The sequence below is a fragment of the Nonomuraea sp. NPDC049480 genome (assembly GCF_044465905.1).
Taxonomy (GTDB): Bacteria; Actinomycetota; Actinomycetes; order Streptosporangiales; family Streptosporangiaceae; genus Nonomuraea.
The window spans coordinates 13,737-32,364 of sequence record NZ_JBITMD010000035.1; the positions used below are offsets into that span (position 1 = coordinate 13,737).

An 18,628-nucleotide genomic window follows, 5' to 3' on the forward strand; every position below is an offset into this window, starting at 1 on the left:
CCGATCCCGCATGACTGATCGGCTGGGGGGCTACTGGCTGGGTGCCCGGCTCGACGGCGGCGGGCGGACCATCGTCCGCGAGGCCTACGACGAGTCGGGTGTTCGCCACGCCCTGGCTATGCCCCTCTCGCCGGACCGCGCCCTTCTCGTGGCCTCGGCCGCGGCCGCCGCCCAGGTGCGTTCGCTGTCGGTCGCCACGCTGGTGGCGGCCTGCCTGGACCGGGATCCTCCGTACCTGGTCAGCGAGTACATCGAGGGCCCGACCCTGCGCCAGGTCGTGGACCGGCACGGGCCGTACGCGGGCGACGACCTCTACCGGCTGGCCGCCGCCACCGCCACCGCGCTGGCCGCCGTCCACGAGGCCGGCGCGGTCCACGGCGCGCTCACCCCCGCGAAGGTCGTCCTGGGAGCCGAGGGGCCGCGGCTGGTCGGCCTGGGCCTCGCCGACGGCTGCGACGGGACCGCCGCGGACGTGCACGCCTGGGGGCGGCTGCTCGTCTTCGCCGCGTACGGGTCCGACGACCGATTAGGCCACGGCGAGCGGCTGGACCGCCCGTTACGCGGGCTTGTGGCCGCCGCCCTCCACCAAGACCCCGAACGCCGCCCGAACGCCCGCCAGCTCCTGATGTCCCTGCTCGACGCCCCGCAGTCCCAGCAGGGCCGCCTGCTTCCCCCCGAGCCCATCGACGACCCGCCGCTCGGCGCCCGGGCCGAGGCCGTGTACCTGCTCCTCGGGCCGGCCGACCAGGACAAGGTGCCTGATGTGTTCCTGCGGCTGGTGGGGCCGGACGCCGAGGGCGCCGACACCGTGACGCCTGCCGCACGGGAGGACCTGGTGGGCGGGCGGGACGCGGATGAAGCAGGCGCCATCGATCGGGTGCTGGAGGCGTACACGAAGGAAGGCCTGATCACGGATCGCCGGAGTCGGGAGGGGCCGGTCGGGGAGGCCGGTGCGGCGGGTGTGGGTGCGGACGGGGTGACGATCACCTACGCGGCGCTGTTACGGGCCTGGCCGCGGCTGCGTGAGTGGCTGGACGGCGAGCGGAACGGGCTGGCCGTGCACAGGGAGCTGGCGCGGGCGGCGCGGCGGTGGGAGGCCGGCGGGCGGCGGGAGTCCGAGCTGTTGCAGGGCGAGCCGCTGGACCGGGCGCTGGCCTGGGCGACCGGCGGGCGTCGGCGGATGACGCTGAGCACCGGCGAGCAGACGTTCCTCGACGCGGCGATGGCCCGGGGCCGCAGGCGGTCACGCCGGCGTTGGGCCGCCGTGGCGGGGTTGCTGCCGGTGGTGCTGCTCCTGGCGTTCTGGCAGGCGTTCTCGCAGCGCAACGACGCCGACGGGCGGCTCGACCAGGCGATGGCCAAGGTGGCGGCCTCGCGCGCGGAGGCGATGCGGCTGACCGACCCGGTCACGGCGCGCAAGCTCGGCCTGGCCGCCTGGCGGCTGGCGCCGATCCCGGAGGCGCGGCGGGCGCTGACGGCGGCGGACACGGCGGTGGCGGTGTTCACGGATCCCTGGGCGGGGTCGCGTTCACTGCACGCCATCAGCGACGACGCCTCCAAGCTGGCGGCACTGGAGGAGAACACACTGCGGGTGTACGACGTGGCGTCGGGCCGCGAGATCGCCAAGACCGCGGGACCCGCGCAGAGCGTACGGGCCATGGCGTGGTCGCCCGACAATCGGACGCTGGCGCTGGTGGGGGTCGATCGCTCGTACCTGTGGGACATCCGGTCCCCGAACGTGGGCCCGCCCTTCGGCCGAGGGCTCGGCGCGCCCGGCGAGCAGGCGGCGTGGTTCAGCCCGGGCGGCGGCCTGCTGTTCGCGGCGGCCAGGCAGTCGGGCGAGCGGTGGGCGTGGGACCTGCGGGCGCGGCGGGCGGCGTTCGTGGGTGAGTACGCGGTGGTCGGGCCGGACGATCGTGTGTCGCTGGTGTTCGCGGGCACCCGGTCCGAGATCAGGCGGTCCGGCGGCCGGGAGTCGAGAGCGGCGTGGCTGGACAGGATGCCGTGGGAGTACACGACCTTCGCACCGGACGGGCGGCGGGTCGCGATCGCCGAGGAGAGCGGCATCCAGATCTACGGGCTGGACGGGGTGCCCACGGACTACGGGCGGCTGCGGCCGTCGCCGGGTTACCTGCGCTTCAGCGAGGACGGGCGGCTGCTGGCCGGCACGGACAGCGATCGTGTACGGGTCTGGCGCCTCGCCGACGGCATCCGGTCGGACGACGCGGCCGAACCGGAGGGCGGCGCGGGGCTCGACGACGGCGCCACACCTGGCGGCGGCATGCTGATCGTCGATCGCCCGGTGACGGCCGCCGGTGTGGATCGCCGCGCGCAGGCCGTCTTCACACCGGACGGCCGCCTGCTGCGGGTGCTGACCGGACGTGGCGTCGTTCTCACCATCGACCTGGCCCCCGAGCCACCGCCCGCCGACCATGCGACGCACATCTGCACCCGGTACGGCGGCCTCTCCCCGCAGGAGTGGGCCAGGCACCTGCCGGAGCTGCCGTACCGCGACGTGTGCTGAGCCTGGGACGCGGGCACAATGGCGAAGCCATGACGGCCACCACCGGCCACGGCGGGCTGGTGCCGAGGACAAGTCAGCGGAGCATGCCGGCCAGGAGATCTTGTATGGCCTCGTTGAGTTCTTCCAGGGTGGGCACGGCGCCGGCGCCCGCTATGGCGTCGAACATGAGACCCTCGCCGAAGGCCACGAGCTGGCGTGCGTGCCGTACCGGATCACGCGACCCCAGCGCGGCCAGCATCGCGACGGCGGGGTCGCGGAAGCGGCGGCCGGCCGCGTCGTAGATCTCGCGCAGTTCGGGGCGTCTCGTCGCCTCCAGCGCCAGTTCGTAGCGGGCCAGCGTGCGTCTGCGGTCCTGCAACTGGATGTGCAGCCCCTCCGCCATCCGGCCGGGAAGGTGGGACAGCTCCAGCGCCTCACTCTGGTACGCCGGCGCCAGGGCCCGCATCTCGAGCTCCGTGAGCCGCGCCAAGGTCAGCTCCAGCAGGGCTGCCCGGGTGCGGGCCAGGTTGGACGTGGATCCCGGTGGCAGGCCCGCCGCCTCGTCGACGGCCCGGTGGGTGAGGCCGCGCATGCCTCGCTCGGCCAGCAGCGTGATGGCCGTGTCCGCAACGGTCTCAGAGCGCTTCACGGAACTCGATACTACAGGGGTAGTGCAACCCGACTACAGGCGTAGTATGGTGACACTACAGACGTAGTGAGAAGGGTTCCGAGATGCCCAGAGCTGTAGTGATCGGCGGCGGTATCGGCGGGCTGACCAGCGGGATAGCGCTGCGCGGCCAAGGCTGGGACGTGACCGTGCTGGAGCGGGCGCCGAAGATCGATCCGGTCGGTTCGGGGCTGGGGATCGCGGCCAACGCCCTCAAAGCTCTCGACACGGTCGGTCTCGGCGACCGCATACGAAAACTCTCCAAGATCCAGGGGCAGGTGGGGATCCGCCGGCGGGACGGGCGGTGGCTGGTGCACACCACTCCCGATGCCGCGGAGGCCCGCTACGGGGACTCTGCGGTCGTCATGCTCCGGGCGACGCTGATGGAGGTGCTCGCGGGCGCGCTGGGGGACGATGATCTGCGACTGGGCGTCAGCGTGTCGGGAGTGGACGCCGACAGCGGTGTCGTGCACACGGACGAGGGGGATCTCCAAGCCGATCTGGTCGTGGCCGCCGACGGCATCCGCTCGAAGACCCGGCACATGCTCTTTCCGCAGCACCCCGGTCCGGCGTACTCAGGGGTCACGGCCTGGCGCGGGCTCATACCTCGGGGGGATCTGGACGTCCGGAGCATGGAGAGCTGGGGCAGGGGGCTCATCTTCGGGGTCCACCCGCTGAACGGGGACGTCGTGTACGTGTACGCGACCGATGTGCTGCCCGCCGGGACCGTGTTCGGGGACGAGAGGGAGGAGTTGCTGCGGAGGTTCGGTGACTGGCATGAACCGATTCCCGGCCTGCTGCGGGCGGCCGATCCCGCGGACATCATCAGGAACGACGTCTACTCCTTCGACACGCCGCTCCCTGCCTTCCATCGCGGGAAAGTGGCGCTGGTGGGCGATGCCGCGCACGCGATGACGCCGAATCTCGGACAGGGGGCGTGCCAGGCGATCGAGGACGCGGTGGTCCTCGCCCACCTGGCCGGCCGCGCCCGCGGAACGGCCGATCCCGGCCACGGCTACCTCGCCGCCTACACCGCGGCCCGGCTGGAGCGGACGTCCAAGGTGATGCGGCAGTCGATGAGCATCTGCAGGATGACCAAACTCCGCAATCCGGTCGCGATCTGGTTGCGTGACCTCGGAATGTCCGTGGCCGCCAGGGCCCTGCCGGACATGATGCTGAAGTCCATGGACGAGGTCCTGCGCTGGCACCCGCCGGTGACGGCTGATGGGAGCGACCAGGATCAGGGCCCTGCTGTCCTCCGGCCCAGGAGGAATTGACGGTCCGATGTCCGACGGCGTCCGCGGACGCCTGAGAGCGCAGTCAGCTTGCTTCTGAGGAAGCCGTCACCGGGCGGGGCGGGGCGGCGGGGGCGAGCTCGACGGGCGCCGGGAGGCTGTGGTCCGGGGCCAGGCGGCCCAGGGTGATGGTGCCACCGATGGTCAGGGCGCCGGCCAGCAGAGCCGGGATCGCGGTGGACGGGCTGGTCGGCAGTGGCTCCCCGAGCAGGATCGCGCCGGCCATGACCGAGGTGATCGGGTCGATGACCTGCACGCCCGCGTACGCGATCCCGAAGTATCCCACCGCGTACGACCGCTGCAGCAGCACCACCGCGCAGACCAGCAGCACGGGCACCGCGAGCGTGAACCAGTGGACGAGCCGCCCCCAGTCCCCCTCCATGCCGCCGCCCACCACGCGCACGAACGTCGACACGCTGGCCGTGACCACCCCCGCGCCCACGGACAGCAGCAACGCCCGGCCAGGGCCGTGGACGCGGGTCGCGAACAGCTGCGTGATCAGGACGATCACGCCGATCACGGCCAGGAACACGAGCGCGGCCCCGTCGCTCAGCCGCGGCGTCACGTGGTGCGGCGGCACCAGCAGCATGAGCCAGAGCAGCCCCACGGCCACCGCGATCGAGCCGAAGATCTCAGCCTTGTACGGCTTTCGCCCGTACATGAACGCGGCCAGCGGCACGGCGAACACCAGCGTGGCCACGCTGATCGGCTGGACGGCGACCAGCGGCGCGAAGCTCAGCGCCACGGCGTGCAGGCAGGCGCCGGTGAACCCGATGGCCCCGCCGATCCACCAGCGAGGGCGTCTCACCAGCTTGAGCGAGGCGCCTTCGGCCACGGCCTCGTACTGTTGCAGAGCCGCGCCGAGCGCGTATCCAAGCGCCCCCGCCAGGGCGATGATCAGGCCGACCCAGGTCATGATCGCCCCCCAAGGGCCATGGATCCTTCCAAGAGCATTGCTCCAGCCTATGGGGCGAGCGGGGCGGCGGAATCATACTTTAGGCTGATCATTGGCTAATTGAGACCTGCGACCGGTACGGGCATGTAGCCCCGGCGCAGGCCCCCGCCGCAGGTCAGGACGCCTCAGGGCACAGGCAGAACAGGTGGCCCTCCGGGTCCTGCATCACGATCCAGCGCACCCCTTCCTCCGTGACCCCCGGCTGGAACTCGGGCTTGGTGGCGCCGAGCGCGATGCACTCCTCGGCCGCCTTCTCCACGTCCGGGACGCGGAAGTCGAAGTGGAACTGCTTGTCCGGGCTGGGCCAGGTGACCGGGGTGCGCTCGGGGACGCGGCCGAAGTAGATATTGGTGGTGCCGTCGCCCACGGCTGCGTACTCGTCCTCCGAATACTGGATCTCCCAGCCGGTGATCTCGTGGTAGAACGCGGCCAGCTTCTTGGGCTCCGCGCAGTCGAGGGTGACAGCCAGGAGCTTCGCTTTCGTCGTCATGACCTCATCGTTCCAGGCGTACCTGCCACCTCCTGTCAGGTACCGAAACGAGAAGGGCCGCGCCCAGCCAGGGGCGCGGCCCTCCTTTCAGGGCACGTGGAGGTCACCCGGGGAACCGGCCGTAGTAGTCCCCTATCCGGGCGCGGTACTCGGGCTCCTTGAACGTGCCCGCGTCGAATTCAGGCGCGTCCTTGATCTCGGCCTTGGTACGCGCGACGTGAACCACGCGTTCCTGAGGATCGATGCTCGTGACGACCTGCGCCGGGAGCATGACCTTCTTACCGAAGATCCACGGACCGGTGTCGACGATGATGTAGCTCTCGCCGACCTCGTACGTCGCCTCGTCGACGGACCCGATCCGCCCATCCGTCGCCTGGACGTGGTAGCCCACGAGGTCCAGGCTCTGGCCGCGGTCGTAGACGTCAGGTCGATAGTCCCAGAGCTCCATAGGGGCTCGTTCCTCTCTCTTCCGTCTTCTCGGGCACAGCTCCCGCTACCCGGGCACGGCCGCGTAAACCCATTGCAAAGAGCTTGCAGGCAGGCGCAGCGCTCGGCGTGCTGGTGGCGGGACACCCGACACGCTGACCTGACTCTCCTGACAACCGCCTGCCAGGTGCTCCTGGGAGCCCCAGGTGCGGATACCATCCGCGTCAACGGACCCTATCGCGAAGGGGGCCAGATGACTCTGCACAGCGCACACGAGTGGGCTCCTCCCGGCGTCGATCCGGAGCAGCCCAGCGTGGCCCGCGTCCACGACGCCCTGCTCGGCGGCCTGGAGAACTTCGCCTCTGACCGCTCGGTGGCCAGAAGGCTGAAGGACGCGGTCCCCGAGGTGGTGGACCTGGTCTGGTGCAACCGGGCCTTCGTCGGCCGGGTGGTCGATTTCCTCGTCCGCGAGGCGGGCATCCGGCAGATCATCGACCTGGGCGCGGGGCTGCCCACGGTGGAGAACACGCACGAGGTCGCGCAGTTCGCCGACCCCAGGTGCCGGGTGGTGTACGTCGACATCGACCCCATGGTGGAGCCGCACGCCCGCGCGATCCTGAACGGCAACCCGAACGCCGGCGCCCTCACCGCCGACGCCCGCGACGTGAACGCCGTACTCGGGCACCCGACCCTGACCCAGCTGATCGACCTGTCACAGCCCACGGCGATCCTGGCCATCGGGCTGCTGCACCTGTTCCCTCACCAGGAGGACCCGCACGGGCTGGTCAGGCGGTACATGGCCGCGCTGGCGCCGGGCAGCTACCTCGCCGCCTCCAACTTCATGAGCTCCCCCAGCCCCAAGGCCAAGGCTCTGGAGACGATGCTCCAGATCACCATGGGCACCGGGTACTTCCGCGACCCGGCTGTCATCGCCGCCTACTTCGACGGCCTGACGCTGGTGGAGCCGGGCGTGGTGCACTTCCCCGAATGGCGGCCGGACGAGCGCCTCCCGGGACCGCTGGCGCCCTGGGAGGAGATCGTGCTGGGCGGCGTCGCCCGCAAGCCATGACATCGGGCTAAGGTGATGATCGTGCCGCGACGACTGATCTGCTCTCCGCCGCCCGCCCAGTAGCGGGCGGCCTTTCACGAGTTCTCCGGGTCTGACCGATCCGGGGGTGGTTGCTGCCCGCGTACCGGGCCCATTCCCACCACTCCACCCGGAGAGCTCCTGTCATGACCCATGTCTCCGCCCGGCGGGGCGCCGTGTACGTGTCCGTGGCCGCGACCGCCTGGGGCACCGGCGGCGCGGCCGGCTCGCTCCTGTTCGAGACCGGCGGCCTCGGCCCCGTCGGCGTGTCCCTCTGGCGCTACCTCATCGGCGCCGCCTTCCTCCTCGTCCTCGCTCCCCGTCCCGCCGATCTCACCCGGCTGAGCTGGCGCGTCCTGCCGGTCGGCGCCGGGATGGCCGTCTACCAGACCGCGTACTTCGCCGCGATCGCCCACTCCGGCGTGGCCGTCGCGACGGTGGTCACGATGGGCGCGACACCGGTCTTCACCGCCCTGGGCGGCCGCTTCCTCCTGCGCGAGCGCCTCGGCGGGGTCGCGCTCGGCTCGCTGGCCACCGCGCTGGCCGGGCTCGCCCTGCTGACGGCCGAGAGCGTGCTGCAGGCCGGCGCGTCCTCCATCGCCGGCATCGGCTTCGCCCTGGTCTCGGCGGCCGGATACGCCGGGGTCACCCTGTTCTCCCGCCGCCACCGGGACGACCCGGGGGGCATGTCGATCGGCGGGTTCGTCGTCGGGGCCGTGTGCCTGGCGCCGTTCGCGCTGGCGGAGGGCGTGGTGCCGGAGGCCGGCGTGGCCTCCGTCGCGCTGCTGCTCTACCTGGGCGCGGTGCCGACGGCGCTGGCGTACGGGCTGTTCTTCCGCGCTCTGACCGCGCTGCGCGCCACCACGGTCTCGATCATCTCCCTGGGTGAGGCCGTGGGCGCGGCCCTGCTCGGTGTCGCGATCTTCGGCGAGCGGCTCACACCTCTCGCCTGGTGCGGGTGCGTCCTGCTGCTCCTGGCGGTCGCGGTCCTGGCGGCACGGGCCGAAGCGGGCTGACTCGGGCAGGAGCGGTGTGACGGTTCAGAGCGCCGGATGGGCTAACCTCCCCTACGGCGGCGCTTGCCGTATCGTCGCTCCGCTCCTGTCCTTCCGTCGAGGGAGTCGAGGGAACGGTGTCGGCGAAGCGTGCGTTGGAGGAATTGTGGCCTCAATCAAGGGAATGTTCAGGAATCTCCTGGACCGTCCGGGCGGCGTGCCCCTGACCTCCTACCAGAAGGTCGTCACGGCGGCCGGCGCGCGTGCCGACCAGGTGCGCGAGCTCGACAAGCTGCCCAAGCCGGGCATGGACGACCTCGCCGAGTTCTGCGCCGTCGCGCGGGAGGCCGCCGACCGGACGCTGGGACTGCGGCCGTACGACGTGCAGTTGCTCGGCACGCTCGCGCTCCTCGACGGGAAGGTCGCCGAGATGGCGACCGGCGAGGGCAAGACGTTGTCGGGCGCCATGGCCGCGGCGGGCTACGCGCTGCAGGGCAAGCGGGTTCACGTGATCTCCGTGAACGACTACCTGGCCAGGCGCGACGCCGAGTGGATGGGGCCGCTCTACGAGGCGCTCGGCGTCAGCGTGGGCTGGGTCGGGCAGAACTCCACGCCGGACGAGCGGCGCGAGGCGTACGCGAAGGACGTGACGTACGGGCCGGTCAGCGAGATCGGGTTCGACGTGCTGCGGGACCGGCTGCGCACCGACGCGAGCGAGATCATCGTGCCCGCGCCCGAGGTCGCGCTGATCGACGAGGCCGACTCCGTGCTGGTGGACGAGGCCCGCGTGCCGCTGGTGATGGCCGGCGCGGCCGACCCCGGCGACGCGGTGCCCGAGATGGCGGCGCTGGTCAGGCAGCTCGTGAGGGGCTACCACTACGAGATCGACGAGCAGGCGCGCAACGTCTACCTCACCCCCAAGGGCGCCGACAGCGTCGAAAACCTCCTGGGCGTCGAGCTCTACGACGAGCACGAGCCGGGCACCCTCATCGAGCTCAACCTGGCTCTGCACGCCCACGCGCTGCTGGCCCGCGACGTCGACTACATCGTGCGCGACGGCAAGGTCCAGCTGATCAACCCCTCGCGCGGCCGGGTGGCGGTGCTCCAGCGCTGGCCCAACGGCCTGCAGGCGGCCGTGGAGGCCAAGGAGGCGCTCTCGCCCAGCGAGAAGGGCGAGATCCTCGACTCGATCACCGTGCAGGGTCTGATCCGCCGCTACCCGCAGATCTGCGGCATGACCGGCACCGCCGTGGCCGTCAGCGAGCAGCTCGGCGAGTTCTACGGGCTCAAGGTCGCGGTGATCCCGCCCAACCGCCCCTGCGTCAGGGAGGACGAGCCGGACCGCATCTACCCGACCGTCCCCGACAAGGACGCCGCGCTGGTGGAGGAGATCCAGGAGGTCCACGCGACCGGCCGGCCCATCCTCATCGGCACGCTCGACGTGGCCGAGTCGGAAAACCTCGCCATGCTGCTGCAGCGGCGCGGCCTGGAGCCGGTCGTGCTCAACGCCAAGAACGACGCCGAGGAGGCCGCGATCATCGCCAAGGCCGGCGAGCGCGACGCGATCACCGTCTCCACCCAGATGGCCGGGCGCGGCACCGACATCCGCCTCGGCGACGGCGTGGCCGAGCTGGGCGGCCTCTACGTGATCGGCTCGGGACGCCACGCCAGCAGCCGCCTCGACGACCAGCTCCGGGGCCGCGCCGGCCGACAGGGCGACCCGGGCGGCTCGGTGTTCTTCGTCAGCACGCAGGACGACCTGATCACCCAGTTCGTGCCCGACGAGCGACCGCCCGCCGCCGACCCCGACGGGCTCGTACGCCACCGGCGCGGCGCGTACATCGTGGGCCACGCGCAGCGTGTCGCCGAGGGCGTCAACCTGGAGATCCACCGCAACACGTGGCGCTACACCCGCCTGCTGGAGCACCAGCGGGAGCTGATCCTGGAGTGGCGCGACAAGGTCCTGCACGGCGACGCCGCCGCCAAGGCCCTGGCCGCGGCCGACCCCGAGCGCTGGGAGTCGCTTCCCGAGGACACCAGGGACGAGACGGCCCGGCAGATCGTCCTGCACGCCATCGACACCTGCTGGACCGAGCACCTGGCGTTCCTGACGGACCTGCGCGAGGGCATCCACCTGCGGGCGCTGGGCCGGATGAGCCCGATCGACGAATTCCACCGTGAGGCGGTGGCGGAGTACAAATCGCTGCTGGCCGAGGTGGAGCGGCGGTCGCTGGCGGCGTTCGAGGCGCCGGAGCCTGATCTCAAGCGGCCGGCGGCGACGTGGACCTACCTGGTGCAGGACAACCCGTTCGGCACGGAGTGGGACCGCATCCTCAGACGCGTCAAGAACGCCACGCGGCGCGGCTAGGGCCACTTCGGGTCGCCGGACGGCTCGACCGGCCCGTTCAGCACGCCGAGGCGTTCCAGCAGGGTGATGAACGTGCTCGCGTACGGCGAGTCCTCGACCACGGCGGCCACGCGCGGCCAGTCGACCTGCTCGCGCAGCGCACGCACCTGGGCCAGCAGCGCCCCGTAGTCACAGGCGTGCTCCGACAGCGGCAGCAGCCACGAGATGACCAGGTCGGTGGCCTCCAGCACCGGGACGATCACCGCCGACGCCTTCAGCGGCTCGGCCCGGTCGAGCAGTTCGTCAGTGATCGGCAGGTCGGACACCCGGTAGATCAGGTCCACCAGCCGGCCCTCGTCGTACGCCTTGACCAGCCAGTCCTCGGGCGGCTTGGCCGTCTGGAAGCCGATGCCGCGCAGCGCCTCCAGCGCGGCCGGCACGTCGTGCTCGGTGAGCACGAAGTCCACGTCGTGCAGCGAGGGCGCCGCGCCTCTGGCGTACGCCGCACAGCCCCCGGCCAGCGCGAACTTCACTCCGGCATCCTTCAGCCCGGAGCTGGCACGCTTCAGCGTGTCGAGGATGGCGTCGGTGACCGCATGGCCGTGGCTACTCATAAAATCGGGCTACCCAGCCGATGGTCGAGTAGGCGTTGATGACGAGGTCCTGAGGGTAGCGCCAAGGGCTATGACCGAAATCGCGGAGAAAACGGAACGAACCTACGAGGGTGAGCACGACCGGCCGCTCGGCGGTTACGCCGGAATCCTCGGCGCTTACGGCGGGACGGTGGCCGTGGCCGCCGCCGCGGCCGCGCTGGCCGGGCGGCGGGCTCCCGACCACGTCGGGGTGATGGATCTGCTGCTCATGGCGGCGTGCACGCACAAGGTGTCGCGGCTGGTCGCCAAGGATCCCGTCACCAGTCCGCTCCGCGCCCCCTTCACCCGGTACGAAGGCGAAGGCGGCCCCTCCGAGGTCCAGGAGAGCCCTCGCGGCCCGATCGGCGAGCTGCTCGCCTGCCCGTTCTGCGTCTCGCAGTGGGTGGCCACCGGATACGCCGCCGGCCTGGTCCTGGCGCCGAAGGTCACCCGGCTCGTGGGGGCGACGATGACGGCGGTGGCGATCTCGGACTGGCTGCAGCTCGCCTACGCCAAACTCATGAAGTCGGCGTCCTAGGCAGGTGGTCCCAGGCCGGGCGGCACCGGAGCGCATCGGACGGATCAGGCCCGGCGGCGCAACGCGGCGACGGTGGCGGCGGCCGCGCCCCCGGCCAGGGCCAGGAGGACCCCGCGGCGGTGCTGGGACAACCACACCTGCGGGCTGCGCCCGTGGGAGCGCCGGTCGAACGCCCCATGGGCGCCGTAGTCCGTGGTCTCGTCCGCCGGCTCCCACAGGTTCGCCGCGTCGTTCGGCGGTTTCTCGTCGGTCTGCTGCGAGCGGATGCCGGTCCGGGCCACGTACCGGTCCACCAGCGCCGGGGCCACGCGCTGCGCCAGGAGAGTGGCGACCGTGGGAGTGCCCACCCAGTACTCCTTGCGCTCCGGGTGCTCGGCCGCGTACACGATGGCGCCGGCCGCCACCTCCGGCTGGTAGATCGGCGGCACCGGCTGCGGGTGGCGGCGGAGCTTGGACAGCACCCAGTCGAACTGCGGGGTGTTGAGCGCGGGCAGCTGGACCAGGGTGACGTGGATGTTGCTCCGGTCGGCCAGCAGCTCGGTGCGGACCGACTCGGTGAAGCCCTTGATCGCGTGCTTGGCACCGCAGTACGCCGACTGCAGCGGGATGCCGCGCTGGGACAGCGCCGAGCCCGCCTGCACGATCGCACCCGCGTTGCGCGGTCTCATGAGGTCCAGGGCGACCTTGGTGCCCCAGACGTAGCCGAGATACGTCACCGAAGTGGTGCGCTCGTACTCGTCCGGGGTGATGTCGGTGAATTTGGCGAAGACGCTGGAGAAAGCGATGTTGATCCAGACCGAGATCGGCCCCAGCTCCGTCTCGATCTGTTCGGCCGCCCGCCTGACCTGCTCGTAGTCCGCCACGTCCGCCTCATAGACCTGGCCGGTGCCGCCCGCGACGCCCACGTCCACGGCCGCGGCTCCCAGCCCGGCCGTCCCCCGCGCGATCAGGGCGACCTTGGCGCCCTGCTGCCCGAGCTCACGTACGACGGCGCGCCCGACCCCGCCACTGGCGCCCGTCACCACCACGACCCGCCCACGAAGTGGTGCCATGTCGAGATCAGCCCGCCTCTCCGTCGCTCCGCTGCTTCTGGCGTCGTATGGCCAGCACGATGTCGACCACCGTGACCACGGCGAATGCGACGGCGACACCCGTCATCACGGGCGCCTGGGTGAGGATGCCCAGCACTGTGAACGCGAACAGGAACACCAGCAAGAACGACCCCACCCTGATGTGCACCACGTCGCGCGGTGTGGCGGGCACCATGGCGTGGCCCTTGCGGTCCCGCTCCTCGTGCCATCTTCCGTTTTCAGACATGGCGCCCATCTGCCCCACCTGTTTGTCACCTAACGTCCTGGGTAGCCGCCCTCCGTGCCCGAGCTGCATCCCAGTGACCAGAGCGAGCCGGGAATCGTGAGGCGGCGCCGCGGGCGCGGGTTCGGCTACATCGGTCCGGACGGCCGCCCGGTGCGCGACCACGCCACGCTGGCGCGGATCAAGTCCCTCGCCATCCCCCCGGCCTGGACCCACGTGTGGATCTGCACGTCGCCGTACGGCCACCTGCAGGCGGCCGGCACGGACTCGGCCGGGCGCAGGCAGTACCGCTATCACGATGTGTGGCGCGAGCAGCAGGACCGGGCCAAGTTCGACCGCGTGCTGGAGGTGGCCGAGCGGCTGCCGGCGTTCAGGAAGGCCGTGGACGACCAGCTCCAGGGGCGCGGCCTGACCAGGCAGCGGGTGCTGGCCGCGGCGGCGCGCCTGCTCGACATCGGCTTCTTCCGCGTCGGCGGCGAGAGCTACGACACCTATGGCCTGGCCACGCTCAGGATGGAGCACGTCACCTGCCAGAACGGCACCATCATCTGCTCCTACCAGGCCAAGGGCGACGTCATGCGAGAGGTCGAGGTGGCCGACCCGGGGGCGTGCGCGGTGGTGCGCTCGCTCAAGGCGCTCGGCACGGACGGCGAGCTGCTGCGTTACCGGCACGAGGGCGGCTGGGCCGACGTCAGGAGCGAGGAGATCAACGACTATCTCCGCGAGATCATCGGGTACGAGGTCACGGCCAAGGACTTCCGCACCTGGCACGCCACGGTCCTGGCGGCCGTGGGGCTGGCGGTCTCCCGCCCGGCCGGCGCGGAGGGACCGGCCAAGAAGCAACGGGCGGTCACCCGTGTCATGCGGGAGGTCGCCGAGTACCTGGGCAACACCCCCACCGTGGCCCGGGCGTCGTACGTGGACCCGCGCGTCGTGGAGGCGTACGACCAGGACAAGACCATCGCCGCGGTGCTGACCGAGCTTGGAGCGGACGCGGACTTCGGCCAGCTCGCCACGGCGGGCACGGTCGAGCGGGCGGTCATCGACCTCATCCGCACCGTTTGAGCGGTTCGTGCCCGGGCATGCGGCGACAGAAGAAGGAGGCGAGCGATGGAAGCTCCGCAGTACGTCGCGGCCCGCGTCCAGCAGGCGCTGGCCGAGGACACACGTACGCACGAGCTCGGCATTCGCGTGGACATAAGAGGCGACCAGCTGTTCCTGCGTGGTCAGGTGAGCGGGGCCGAGCAGCGCGAACGGCTCGGCCAGGTGGCTCACGAGGCCGCTCCCGAGCTCCGCGTGCACAACGAGATCCAAGTCGTGGACGCCACCGAGCCCGGGGAGGATGAGCACCTTGACTGAACTGCGCATAGCAGCCGTGGGAGATATCCACCTGGGTGAGGACATGCGCGGCAAATACCGCAAGAGACTCGAGGGCATCGAGGACCGCGCCGACGTCTTCATGCTGACCGGGGACCTCACCAGGCACGGCACGCTGGAGGAGGGCAAGCTGGTGGCCGACGAGATGCGCGGCCTGCCCATCCCCGTCGTAGCCGTGCTCGGGAACCACGACTACCACTCCGACCTGCAGTACGAGATCGCCGCTGAGTTGCGCGACGCCGGCGTCATCGTGCTCGACGATGACGGCGTGGTCATCCAGGTCGGTGGCAAGAAGGTGGGCGTGGTCGGCGGGAAAGGCTTCGGCGGCGGGTACGCGGGCAAGTGCGCGAGCGAGTTCGGCGAGCGCGAGATCAAGAACTTCGTGGCCCACACCCGCTACATCGCCGAGGCGTGGAAGGTCGCGCTGAAGGAGATCGTGGCCGACCACCGCGTGGTGTTGTCGCACTACTCCCCGATCAAGGAGACGCTTGAGGGCGAGCCGCCGGAGATCTACCCCTTCCTCGGCAGCTACCTGCTGGCCGAGGCGGTCGACACGGCCGGCGCCGATCTGATCCTCCACGGGCACGCGCACAAGGGCAGCGAGAAGGGCATGACGCCGGGCGGCATCAGGGTGCGCAACGTGGCCCTGCCGGTGCTCGGCCGCTCGTACGGCGTCTACTGGCTGGGCGAAGAGTTCTGACAGAGCACCCGCGCCGGGTCGATCAGTTCCTCCGGATCGTCGCCGACGCGAAAGCGCGAGGCCTGGACCAGAGGGTCCAGGCCTTTTCTTTCCAGATCATGACCGCGCCGGGTTTGTACGATATATCAGCACAACTATGGAACCGCTGGACCGTTCTCGAGGGATCGGTCCAGCGGCGTAGTCGGACGGGGATTCGCGTGATCGATATCCCTAGACATTGAAGATGCTGACGCCGCCGGGCCCGACCAGGAATCCGAGGACGATCAGCACGATCCCCCAGAGGAGGTCGCGCCGGGCCAGAATCACGTAGATCCCGGCGATGACGAGTATTACCGCGATGATCCAGAGCAAAGTAGCCATGCTTTCGCAACTGCCCTCAGGGCCAGCCACATAACATGTTTTTCCCCGCCCTAAGGGGCAGGAGCCAGCGTATGACGACATTCGGTTATTTCCTGTCTTGCGAGGAACACGGCCCGAAAGAGCTGGTCCGGCAGGCCAAGGCCGCCGAACGCGCCGGCTTCGAGGCGCTCTGGATTTCCGACCACTTCCACCCGTGGCTCGACGAGCAGGGGGAGTCCCCGTTCGTGTGGTCCGTGATCGGAGCCCTGGCCGAGGCCACGTCCCTGCCCATCACCACGGCCGTGACCTGCCCGCTCGTCCGCACCCATCCGGTCGTCATCGCCCAGGCCACCGCCACCACGGCGGCGCTCACGGACGGCCGCTTCCGGCTCGGCGTCGGCACCGGCGAGGCGCTCAACGAGCACGTCATCGAGTCCCGCTGGCCCCCGCTCGCCGAGCGGCTGGAGATGCTGGAGGAGGCCGTCGGCCTGATGCGGGAGCTGTTCACCGGCAAGCTGGTGACGCACCGGGGCCGGCACTACCGGGTGGACACGGCCCGGCTCTACACCCTGCCGGACGAGCCCGCCCCCATCCTCATGTCGGGATTCGGCGAGAAGTCCATCGAACTGGCCGGCCGCATCGCCGACGGCTACATCTCGACCGGCCCGAGCGCCGAATCCGTCCAGCGGTTCCGCCAGGCGGGCGGCGCGGGCAAGCCGGCGCTCGGCGGGCTCAAGGCCTGCTACGCCGCTGACGAGTCGGCGGCCCGCAAGACCGTGCACCGCCTGTGGCCCACTCAGGGCATCAAGGGCGAGGCGTCACAGCTCCTGCCGCTGCCGCGGCACTTCGAGCAGCTCGCGCAGATGGTCACCGAGGAGGAGGCCGTCGGCGGCAGCCCGGTCGGCCCGGACCCCGAGGTCCACGCCCAGGCGATCAGGCAGTACGTCGACGCCGGTTTCGACGAGGTCTACGTCAACCAGATCGGCGACGAGCAGGACGCGTTCTTCGACTTCTACGCGCGTGAGGTCCTGCCCAGAGTGCGCTAGCGAGACGGCCTCGCCGAGCCGAGTTAAGCGGAGCGGTGGGGGTAGGCGGCCTGAAACCGTCTCGAGGAGGGTCATGATGCCCGAGCGCGATCTTCAATACCTGGCCGAGCTGGCCGCGCAGCTACGCGTCGACTCCGTGCGGGCCGCCGCCGCGGCCGGCTCCGGCCACCCGACCTCGTCCATGTCCGCGGCCGACCTGATGGCCGTGCTGTTCGCCTGCCATCTCCGCTACGACTTCACCGATCCCCACCATCCGGCCAACGACCACCTGATCTTCTCCAAGGGACACGCCTCCCCCTTGCTCTACTCGCTCTACAAGGCGGCGGGGGTTGTCGACGACGAGGAGCTGCTGTCGTTCAGGAAGCGGGGCAGCCGGCTGGAAGGTCACCCGACGCCCCGGTTGCCCTGGGTGGACGTGGCCACCGGGTCGCTCGGGCAAGGACTGCCGATCGGCGTCGGGGTGGCCATGGCGGGGCGGCTGGAGCGGCTGCCGTACCGGGTCTGGGTGCTCTGCGGCGACAGTGAGCTGGCCGAAGGGTCGATTTGGGAGGCCGCCGAGCACGCCGGGGACGAGGGGCTGGCGAATCTGACTGCCATCGTGGACGTGAACCGGCTCGGACAGCGAGGGCCCACCCGGCACGGGTGGGACACCGGGGCGTACGCGCGCAGGTTCGGCGCGTTCGGATGGCACACGATCGAGATCGACGGGCACGATCCCGGGCAGATCGACTTCGCGCTGTCGGACGCGTGCAACACGCGCCGGCGGCCCACGGTGATCCTCGCCAAGACCCGCAAGGGCGAAGGGGTCCTGGAGGTCGAGAACCGCGAGGGCGCGCACGGCAAGGCGCTGAAGGACCCCGACAAGGCCGTCGAGGAGCTGGGCGGGCCGCGGAACGTACGGGTCGACGTGCGCACACCCGACGAGGCGCCCGCGCCGTACCGGTTCGAGGGCGGGAAGCTGGAGCTGCCGCGGTACGTGGTGGGCGAGTCGGTGGCCACGCGGACGGCGTACGGGGAGGCGCTGGCGGCGCTCGGCGCGGCGCGGGGCGACGTCGTTGCGCTGGACGGCGAGGTGGCGGACTCGACCAAGACCGAGACGTTCGGCGAGGCGTTCCCCGAGCGGTTCTTCGAGATGTACATCGCCGAGCAGCAGCTGGTGGCCGCCGCCGTCGGGCTGCAGGTACGGGGCTGGAAACCGTACGCGGCCACGTTCGCGGCGTTCCTGACCAGGGCGCACGACTTCATCAGGATGGCCGGGGTGAGCCGGGCCTCGATCCGGCTGGTCGGCTCGCACGCGGGCGTGGCCATCGGCGAGGACGGGCCGTCGCAGATGGGGCTGGAGGACCTGGCCATGATGCGGGCCGTGCACGGCAGCACCGTGCTCTACCCGTGCGACGCCAACCAGGCGGCGGCGTTGATCGCCGAGATGGCGGACGCCGACGGCGTGTCGTACCTGCGGACCACGCGCGGGAGCACGCCGGTGATCTACGAGCCGGGCGAGCGCTTCCCCATCGGCGGGTCGCGGGTGCTGCGGCACTCCCCCGGTGACCGGGTCACGGTCGTGGCGGCCGGGGTGACCGTGCACGAGGCGCTGGCGGCGGCCGACGAGCTGGCCGCGGAGGGGATCCCGGTGGGCGTCATCGACCTGTACTCGGTCAAGCCGGTCGACGCGGCGGCCCTGTCCGAGGCGGCCACCACCACGGGCAACCTGATCACGGTGGAGGACCACCGCCTGGAGGGCGGCCTCGGCGACGCGGTGATGGACGCCGTCAGCGAGCTCGGGCCCCGGATGGTCAAGCTGGGGGTGACGGGGCTGCCCGGTTCGGCGACGCCGGAGGAGCAACTGGCCGACGCACGCATTGACCGCCGCGCGATTGTCGCGGCGGTCAAGCGGTTGTTGTGACGGCGTCCGTGATG

At 71.0% G+C, this 18,628-nt stretch carries 19 protein-coding genes; 11 read left to right on the plus strand and 8 right to left on the minus strand.

Features of this window, described 5'->3' with window-relative positions:
* Positions 1–10: 10 nt before the first annotated feature.
* The gene (locus ACIBX3_RS53575; RefSeq protein ID WP_397128513.1) at positions 11–2,524 is read left to right on the plus strand and encodes a hypothetical protein; all 2,514 of its coding nucleotides are present in this window, start codon (positions 11–13) and stop codon (positions 2,522–2,524) included.
* Between the two features lie 73 nt (positions 2,525–2,597).
* Here ACIBX3_RS53575 and ACIBX3_RS53580 read toward each other — a convergent pair whose 3' ends face one another.
* On the minus strand, positions 2,598–3,152 hold the full coding sequence (locus tag ACIBX3_RS53580) for a TetR/AcrR family transcriptional regulator (RefSeq protein WP_397128514.1): 555 nt from the start codon (positions 3,150–3,152) through the stop codon (positions 2,598–2,600).
* 83 nt (positions 3,153–3,235) lie between these two features.
* Between ACIBX3_RS53580 and ACIBX3_RS53585 the strand changes: the two genes are divergently transcribed.
* Complete coding sequence (locus ACIBX3_RS53585) at positions 3,236–4,447, plus strand: FAD-dependent monooxygenase (RefSeq protein ID WP_397128515.1); 1,212 nt, start codon at positions 3,236–3,238, stop codon at positions 4,445–4,447.
* A 43-nt stretch (positions 4,448–4,490) separates the two neighbouring features.
* Here ACIBX3_RS53585 and ACIBX3_RS53590 read toward each other — a convergent pair whose 3' ends face one another.
* The 3 genes from ACIBX3_RS53590 to ACIBX3_RS53600 all read right to left on the minus strand — a co-directional run bounded on the left by ACIBX3_RS53590 (position 4,491) and on the right by ACIBX3_RS53600 (position 6,358).
* Positions 4,491–5,381: a DMT family transporter gene (locus ACIBX3_RS53590; RefSeq protein ID WP_397128516.1), complete on the minus strand. Its 891-nt coding sequence runs from the start codon at positions 5,379–5,381 to the stop codon at positions 4,491–4,493.
* Between the two features lie 154 nt (positions 5,382–5,535).
* The gene (locus ACIBX3_RS53595; RefSeq protein ID WP_397128517.1) at positions 5,536–5,910 is read right to left on the minus strand and encodes a VOC family protein; all 375 of its coding nucleotides are present in this window, start codon (positions 5,908–5,910) and stop codon (positions 5,536–5,538) included.
* A gap of 103 nt (positions 5,911–6,013) precedes the next feature.
* The gene (locus ACIBX3_RS53600; RefSeq protein ID WP_397128518.1) at positions 6,014–6,358 is read right to left on the minus strand and encodes a PRC-barrel domain containing protein; all 345 of its coding nucleotides are present in this window, start codon (positions 6,356–6,358) and stop codon (positions 6,014–6,016) included.
* 231 nt (positions 6,359–6,589) lie between these two features.
* Between ACIBX3_RS53600 and ACIBX3_RS53605 the strand changes: the two genes are divergently transcribed.
* The 3 genes from ACIBX3_RS53605 to secA2 all read left to right on the plus strand — a co-directional run bounded on the left by ACIBX3_RS53605 (position 6,590) and on the right by secA2 (position 10,786).
* Positions 6,590–7,405: an SAM-dependent methyltransferase gene (locus ACIBX3_RS53605; RefSeq protein WP_397128519.1), complete on the plus strand. Its 816-nt coding sequence runs from the start codon at positions 6,590–6,592 to the stop codon at positions 7,403–7,405.
* A gap of 164 nt (positions 7,406–7,569) precedes the next feature.
* On the plus strand, positions 7,570–8,439 hold the full coding sequence (locus tag ACIBX3_RS53610) for a DMT family transporter (RefSeq protein ID WP_397128520.1): 870 nt from the start codon (positions 7,570–7,572) through the stop codon (positions 8,437–8,439).
* A gap of 163 nt (positions 8,440–8,602) precedes the next feature.
* A complete protein-coding gene (gene secA2, locus ACIBX3_RS53615; protein ID WP_397128521.1) occupies positions 8,603–10,786 on the plus strand; it encodes an accessory Sec system translocase SecA2 in 2,184 nt (727 codons plus the stop codon).
* Here secA2 and ACIBX3_RS53620 read toward each other — a convergent pair.
* Positions 10,783–11,379, minus strand: coding sequence for a nucleotidyltransferase (locus ACIBX3_RS53620; protein WP_397128523.1), 597 nt, complete (start codon positions 11,377–11,379; stop codon positions 10,783–10,785). The two genes, secA2 and ACIBX3_RS53620, sit on opposite strands and share 4 nt — an antisense overlap.
* Before the next feature lie 70 nt (positions 11,380–11,449).
* On the opposite strand from ACIBX3_RS53620, the gene ACIBX3_RS53625 reads away from it, so the two are divergent.
* Positions 11,450–11,935 (plus strand): DUF1360 domain-containing protein, encoded by a 486-nt coding sequence (locus tag ACIBX3_RS53625; RefSeq protein ID WP_397128524.1) that lies wholly within the window; start codon positions 11,450–11,452, stop codon positions 11,933–11,935.
* Positions 11,936–11,979: 44 nt separating this feature from the next.
* On the opposite strand, the gene ACIBX3_RS53630 is transcribed toward ACIBX3_RS53625, so the two are convergent.
* The gene (locus tag ACIBX3_RS53630) at positions 11,980–12,987 is read right to left on the minus strand and encodes an SDR family oxidoreductase (protein ID WP_397128525.1); all 1,008 of its coding nucleotides are present in this window, start codon (positions 12,985–12,987) and stop codon (positions 11,980–11,982) included.
* 7 nt (positions 12,988–12,994) lie between these two features.
* A complete protein-coding gene (locus ACIBX3_RS53635) occupies positions 12,995–13,252 on the minus strand; it encodes a hypothetical protein (protein WP_397128526.1) in 258 nt (85 codons plus the stop codon).
* A gap of 54 nt (positions 13,253–13,306) precedes the next feature.
* Between ACIBX3_RS53635 and ACIBX3_RS53640 the strand changes: the two genes are divergently transcribed.
* The 3 genes from ACIBX3_RS53640 to ACIBX3_RS53650 are packed head-to-tail and all read left to right on the plus strand — an operon-like array spanning position 13,307 to position 15,326.
* Positions 13,307–14,314: a DNA topoisomerase IB gene (locus ACIBX3_RS53640; protein WP_397128527.1), complete on the plus strand. Its 1,008-nt coding sequence runs from the start codon at positions 13,307–13,309 to the stop codon at positions 14,312–14,314.
* A 45-nt stretch (positions 14,315–14,359) separates the two neighbouring features.
* Entirely contained in the window at positions 14,360–14,608 is a 249-nt protein-coding gene (locus ACIBX3_RS53645) for a BON domain-containing protein (RefSeq protein ID WP_397128528.1), read from the plus strand.
* The gene (locus ACIBX3_RS53650) at positions 14,601–15,326 is read left to right on the plus strand and encodes a metallophosphoesterase (RefSeq protein ID WP_397128529.1); all 726 of its coding nucleotides are present in this window, start codon (positions 14,601–14,603) and stop codon (positions 15,324–15,326) included. Before ACIBX3_RS53645 ends, ACIBX3_RS53650 begins: the two co-directional genes overlap by 8 nt.
* Positions 15,327–15,536: 210 nt before the next feature.
* Here the strand turns inward: ACIBX3_RS53650 and ACIBX3_RS53655 are convergent, their stop codons facing one another.
* A complete protein-coding gene (locus ACIBX3_RS53655) occupies positions 15,537–15,686 on the minus strand; it encodes a GPGG-motif small membrane protein (RefSeq protein WP_020543887.1) in 150 nt (49 codons plus the stop codon).
* Between the two features lie 71 nt (positions 15,687–15,757).
* Between ACIBX3_RS53655 and ACIBX3_RS53660 the strand changes: the two genes are divergently transcribed.
* Both ACIBX3_RS53660 and ACIBX3_RS53665 read left to right on the plus strand, forming a co-directional pair.
* The gene (locus ACIBX3_RS53660) at positions 15,758–16,711 is read left to right on the plus strand and encodes a TIGR03557 family F420-dependent LLM class oxidoreductase (RefSeq protein ID WP_397128530.1); all 954 of its coding nucleotides are present in this window, start codon (positions 15,758–15,760) and stop codon (positions 16,709–16,711) included.
* A 73-nt stretch (positions 16,712–16,784) separates the two neighbouring features.
* A complete protein-coding gene (locus tag ACIBX3_RS53665; protein WP_397128531.1) occupies positions 16,785–18,614 on the plus strand; it encodes a transketolase in 1,830 nt (609 codons plus the stop codon).
* Positions 18,615–18,628: the final 14 nt, after the last annotated feature.

Excerpts from the sequence above, each read along its gene's own strand:
- ACIBX3_RS53575 (WP_397128513.1), top strand. The coding sequence starts at position 11 with ATGACTGATCGGCTGGGGGGCTACTGGCTGGGTGCCCGGCTCGACGGC.
- ACIBX3_RS53585 (WP_397128515.1), top strand. The coding sequence starts at position 3,236 with ATGCCCAGAGCTGTAGTGATCGGCGGCGGTATCGGCGGGCTGACCAGC.
- ACIBX3_RS53590 (WP_397128516.1), bottom strand. The coding sequence starts at position 5,381 with ATGACCTGGGTCGGCCTGATCATCGCCCTGGCGGGGGCGCTTGGATAC.
- ACIBX3_RS53595 (WP_397128517.1), bottom strand. The coding sequence starts at position 5,910 with ATGACGACGAAAGCGAAGCTCCTGGCTGTCACCCTCGACTGCGCGGAG.
- ACIBX3_RS53600 (WP_397128518.1), bottom strand. The coding sequence starts at position 6,358 with ATGGAGCTCTGGGACTATCGACCTGACGTCTACGACCGCGGCCAGAGC.
- ACIBX3_RS53605 (WP_397128519.1), top strand. The coding sequence starts at position 6,590 with ATGACTCTGCACAGCGCACACGAGTGGGCTCCTCCCGGCGTCGATCCG.
- ACIBX3_RS53610 (WP_397128520.1), top strand. The coding sequence starts at position 7,570 with ATGACCCATGTCTCCGCCCGGCGGGGCGCCGTGTACGTGTCCGTGGCC.
- secA2 (WP_397128521.1), top strand. The coding sequence starts at position 8,603 with ATGTTCAGGAATCTCCTGGACCGTCCGGGCGGCGTGCCCCTGACCTCC.
- ACIBX3_RS53620 (WP_397128523.1), bottom strand. The coding sequence starts at position 11,379 with ATGAGTAGCCACGGCCATGCGGTCACCGACGCCATCCTCGACACGCTG.
- ACIBX3_RS53625 (WP_397128524.1), top strand. The coding sequence starts at position 11,450 with ATGACCGAAATCGCGGAGAAAACGGAACGAACCTACGAGGGTGAGCAC.
- ACIBX3_RS53630 (WP_397128525.1), bottom strand. The coding sequence starts at position 12,987 with ATGGCACCACTTCGTGGGCGGGTCGTGGTGGTGACGGGCGCCAGTGGC.
- ACIBX3_RS53635 (WP_397128526.1), bottom strand. The coding sequence starts at position 13,252 with ATGTCTGAAAACGGAAGATGGCACGAGGAGCGGGACCGCAAGGGCCAC.
- ACIBX3_RS53645 (WP_397128528.1), top strand. The coding sequence starts at position 14,360 with ATGGAAGCTCCGCAGTACGTCGCGGCCCGCGTCCAGCAGGCGCTGGCC.
- ACIBX3_RS53655 (WP_020543887.1), bottom strand. The coding sequence starts at position 15,686 with ATGGCTACTTTGCTCTGGATCATCGCGGTAATACTCGTCATCGCCGGG.
- ACIBX3_RS53660 (WP_397128530.1), top strand. The coding sequence starts at position 15,758 with ATGACGACATTCGGTTATTTCCTGTCTTGCGAGGAACACGGCCCGAAA.
- ACIBX3_RS53665 (WP_397128531.1), top strand. The coding sequence starts at position 16,785 with ATGATGCCCGAGCGCGATCTTCAATACCTGGCCGAGCTGGCCGCGCAG.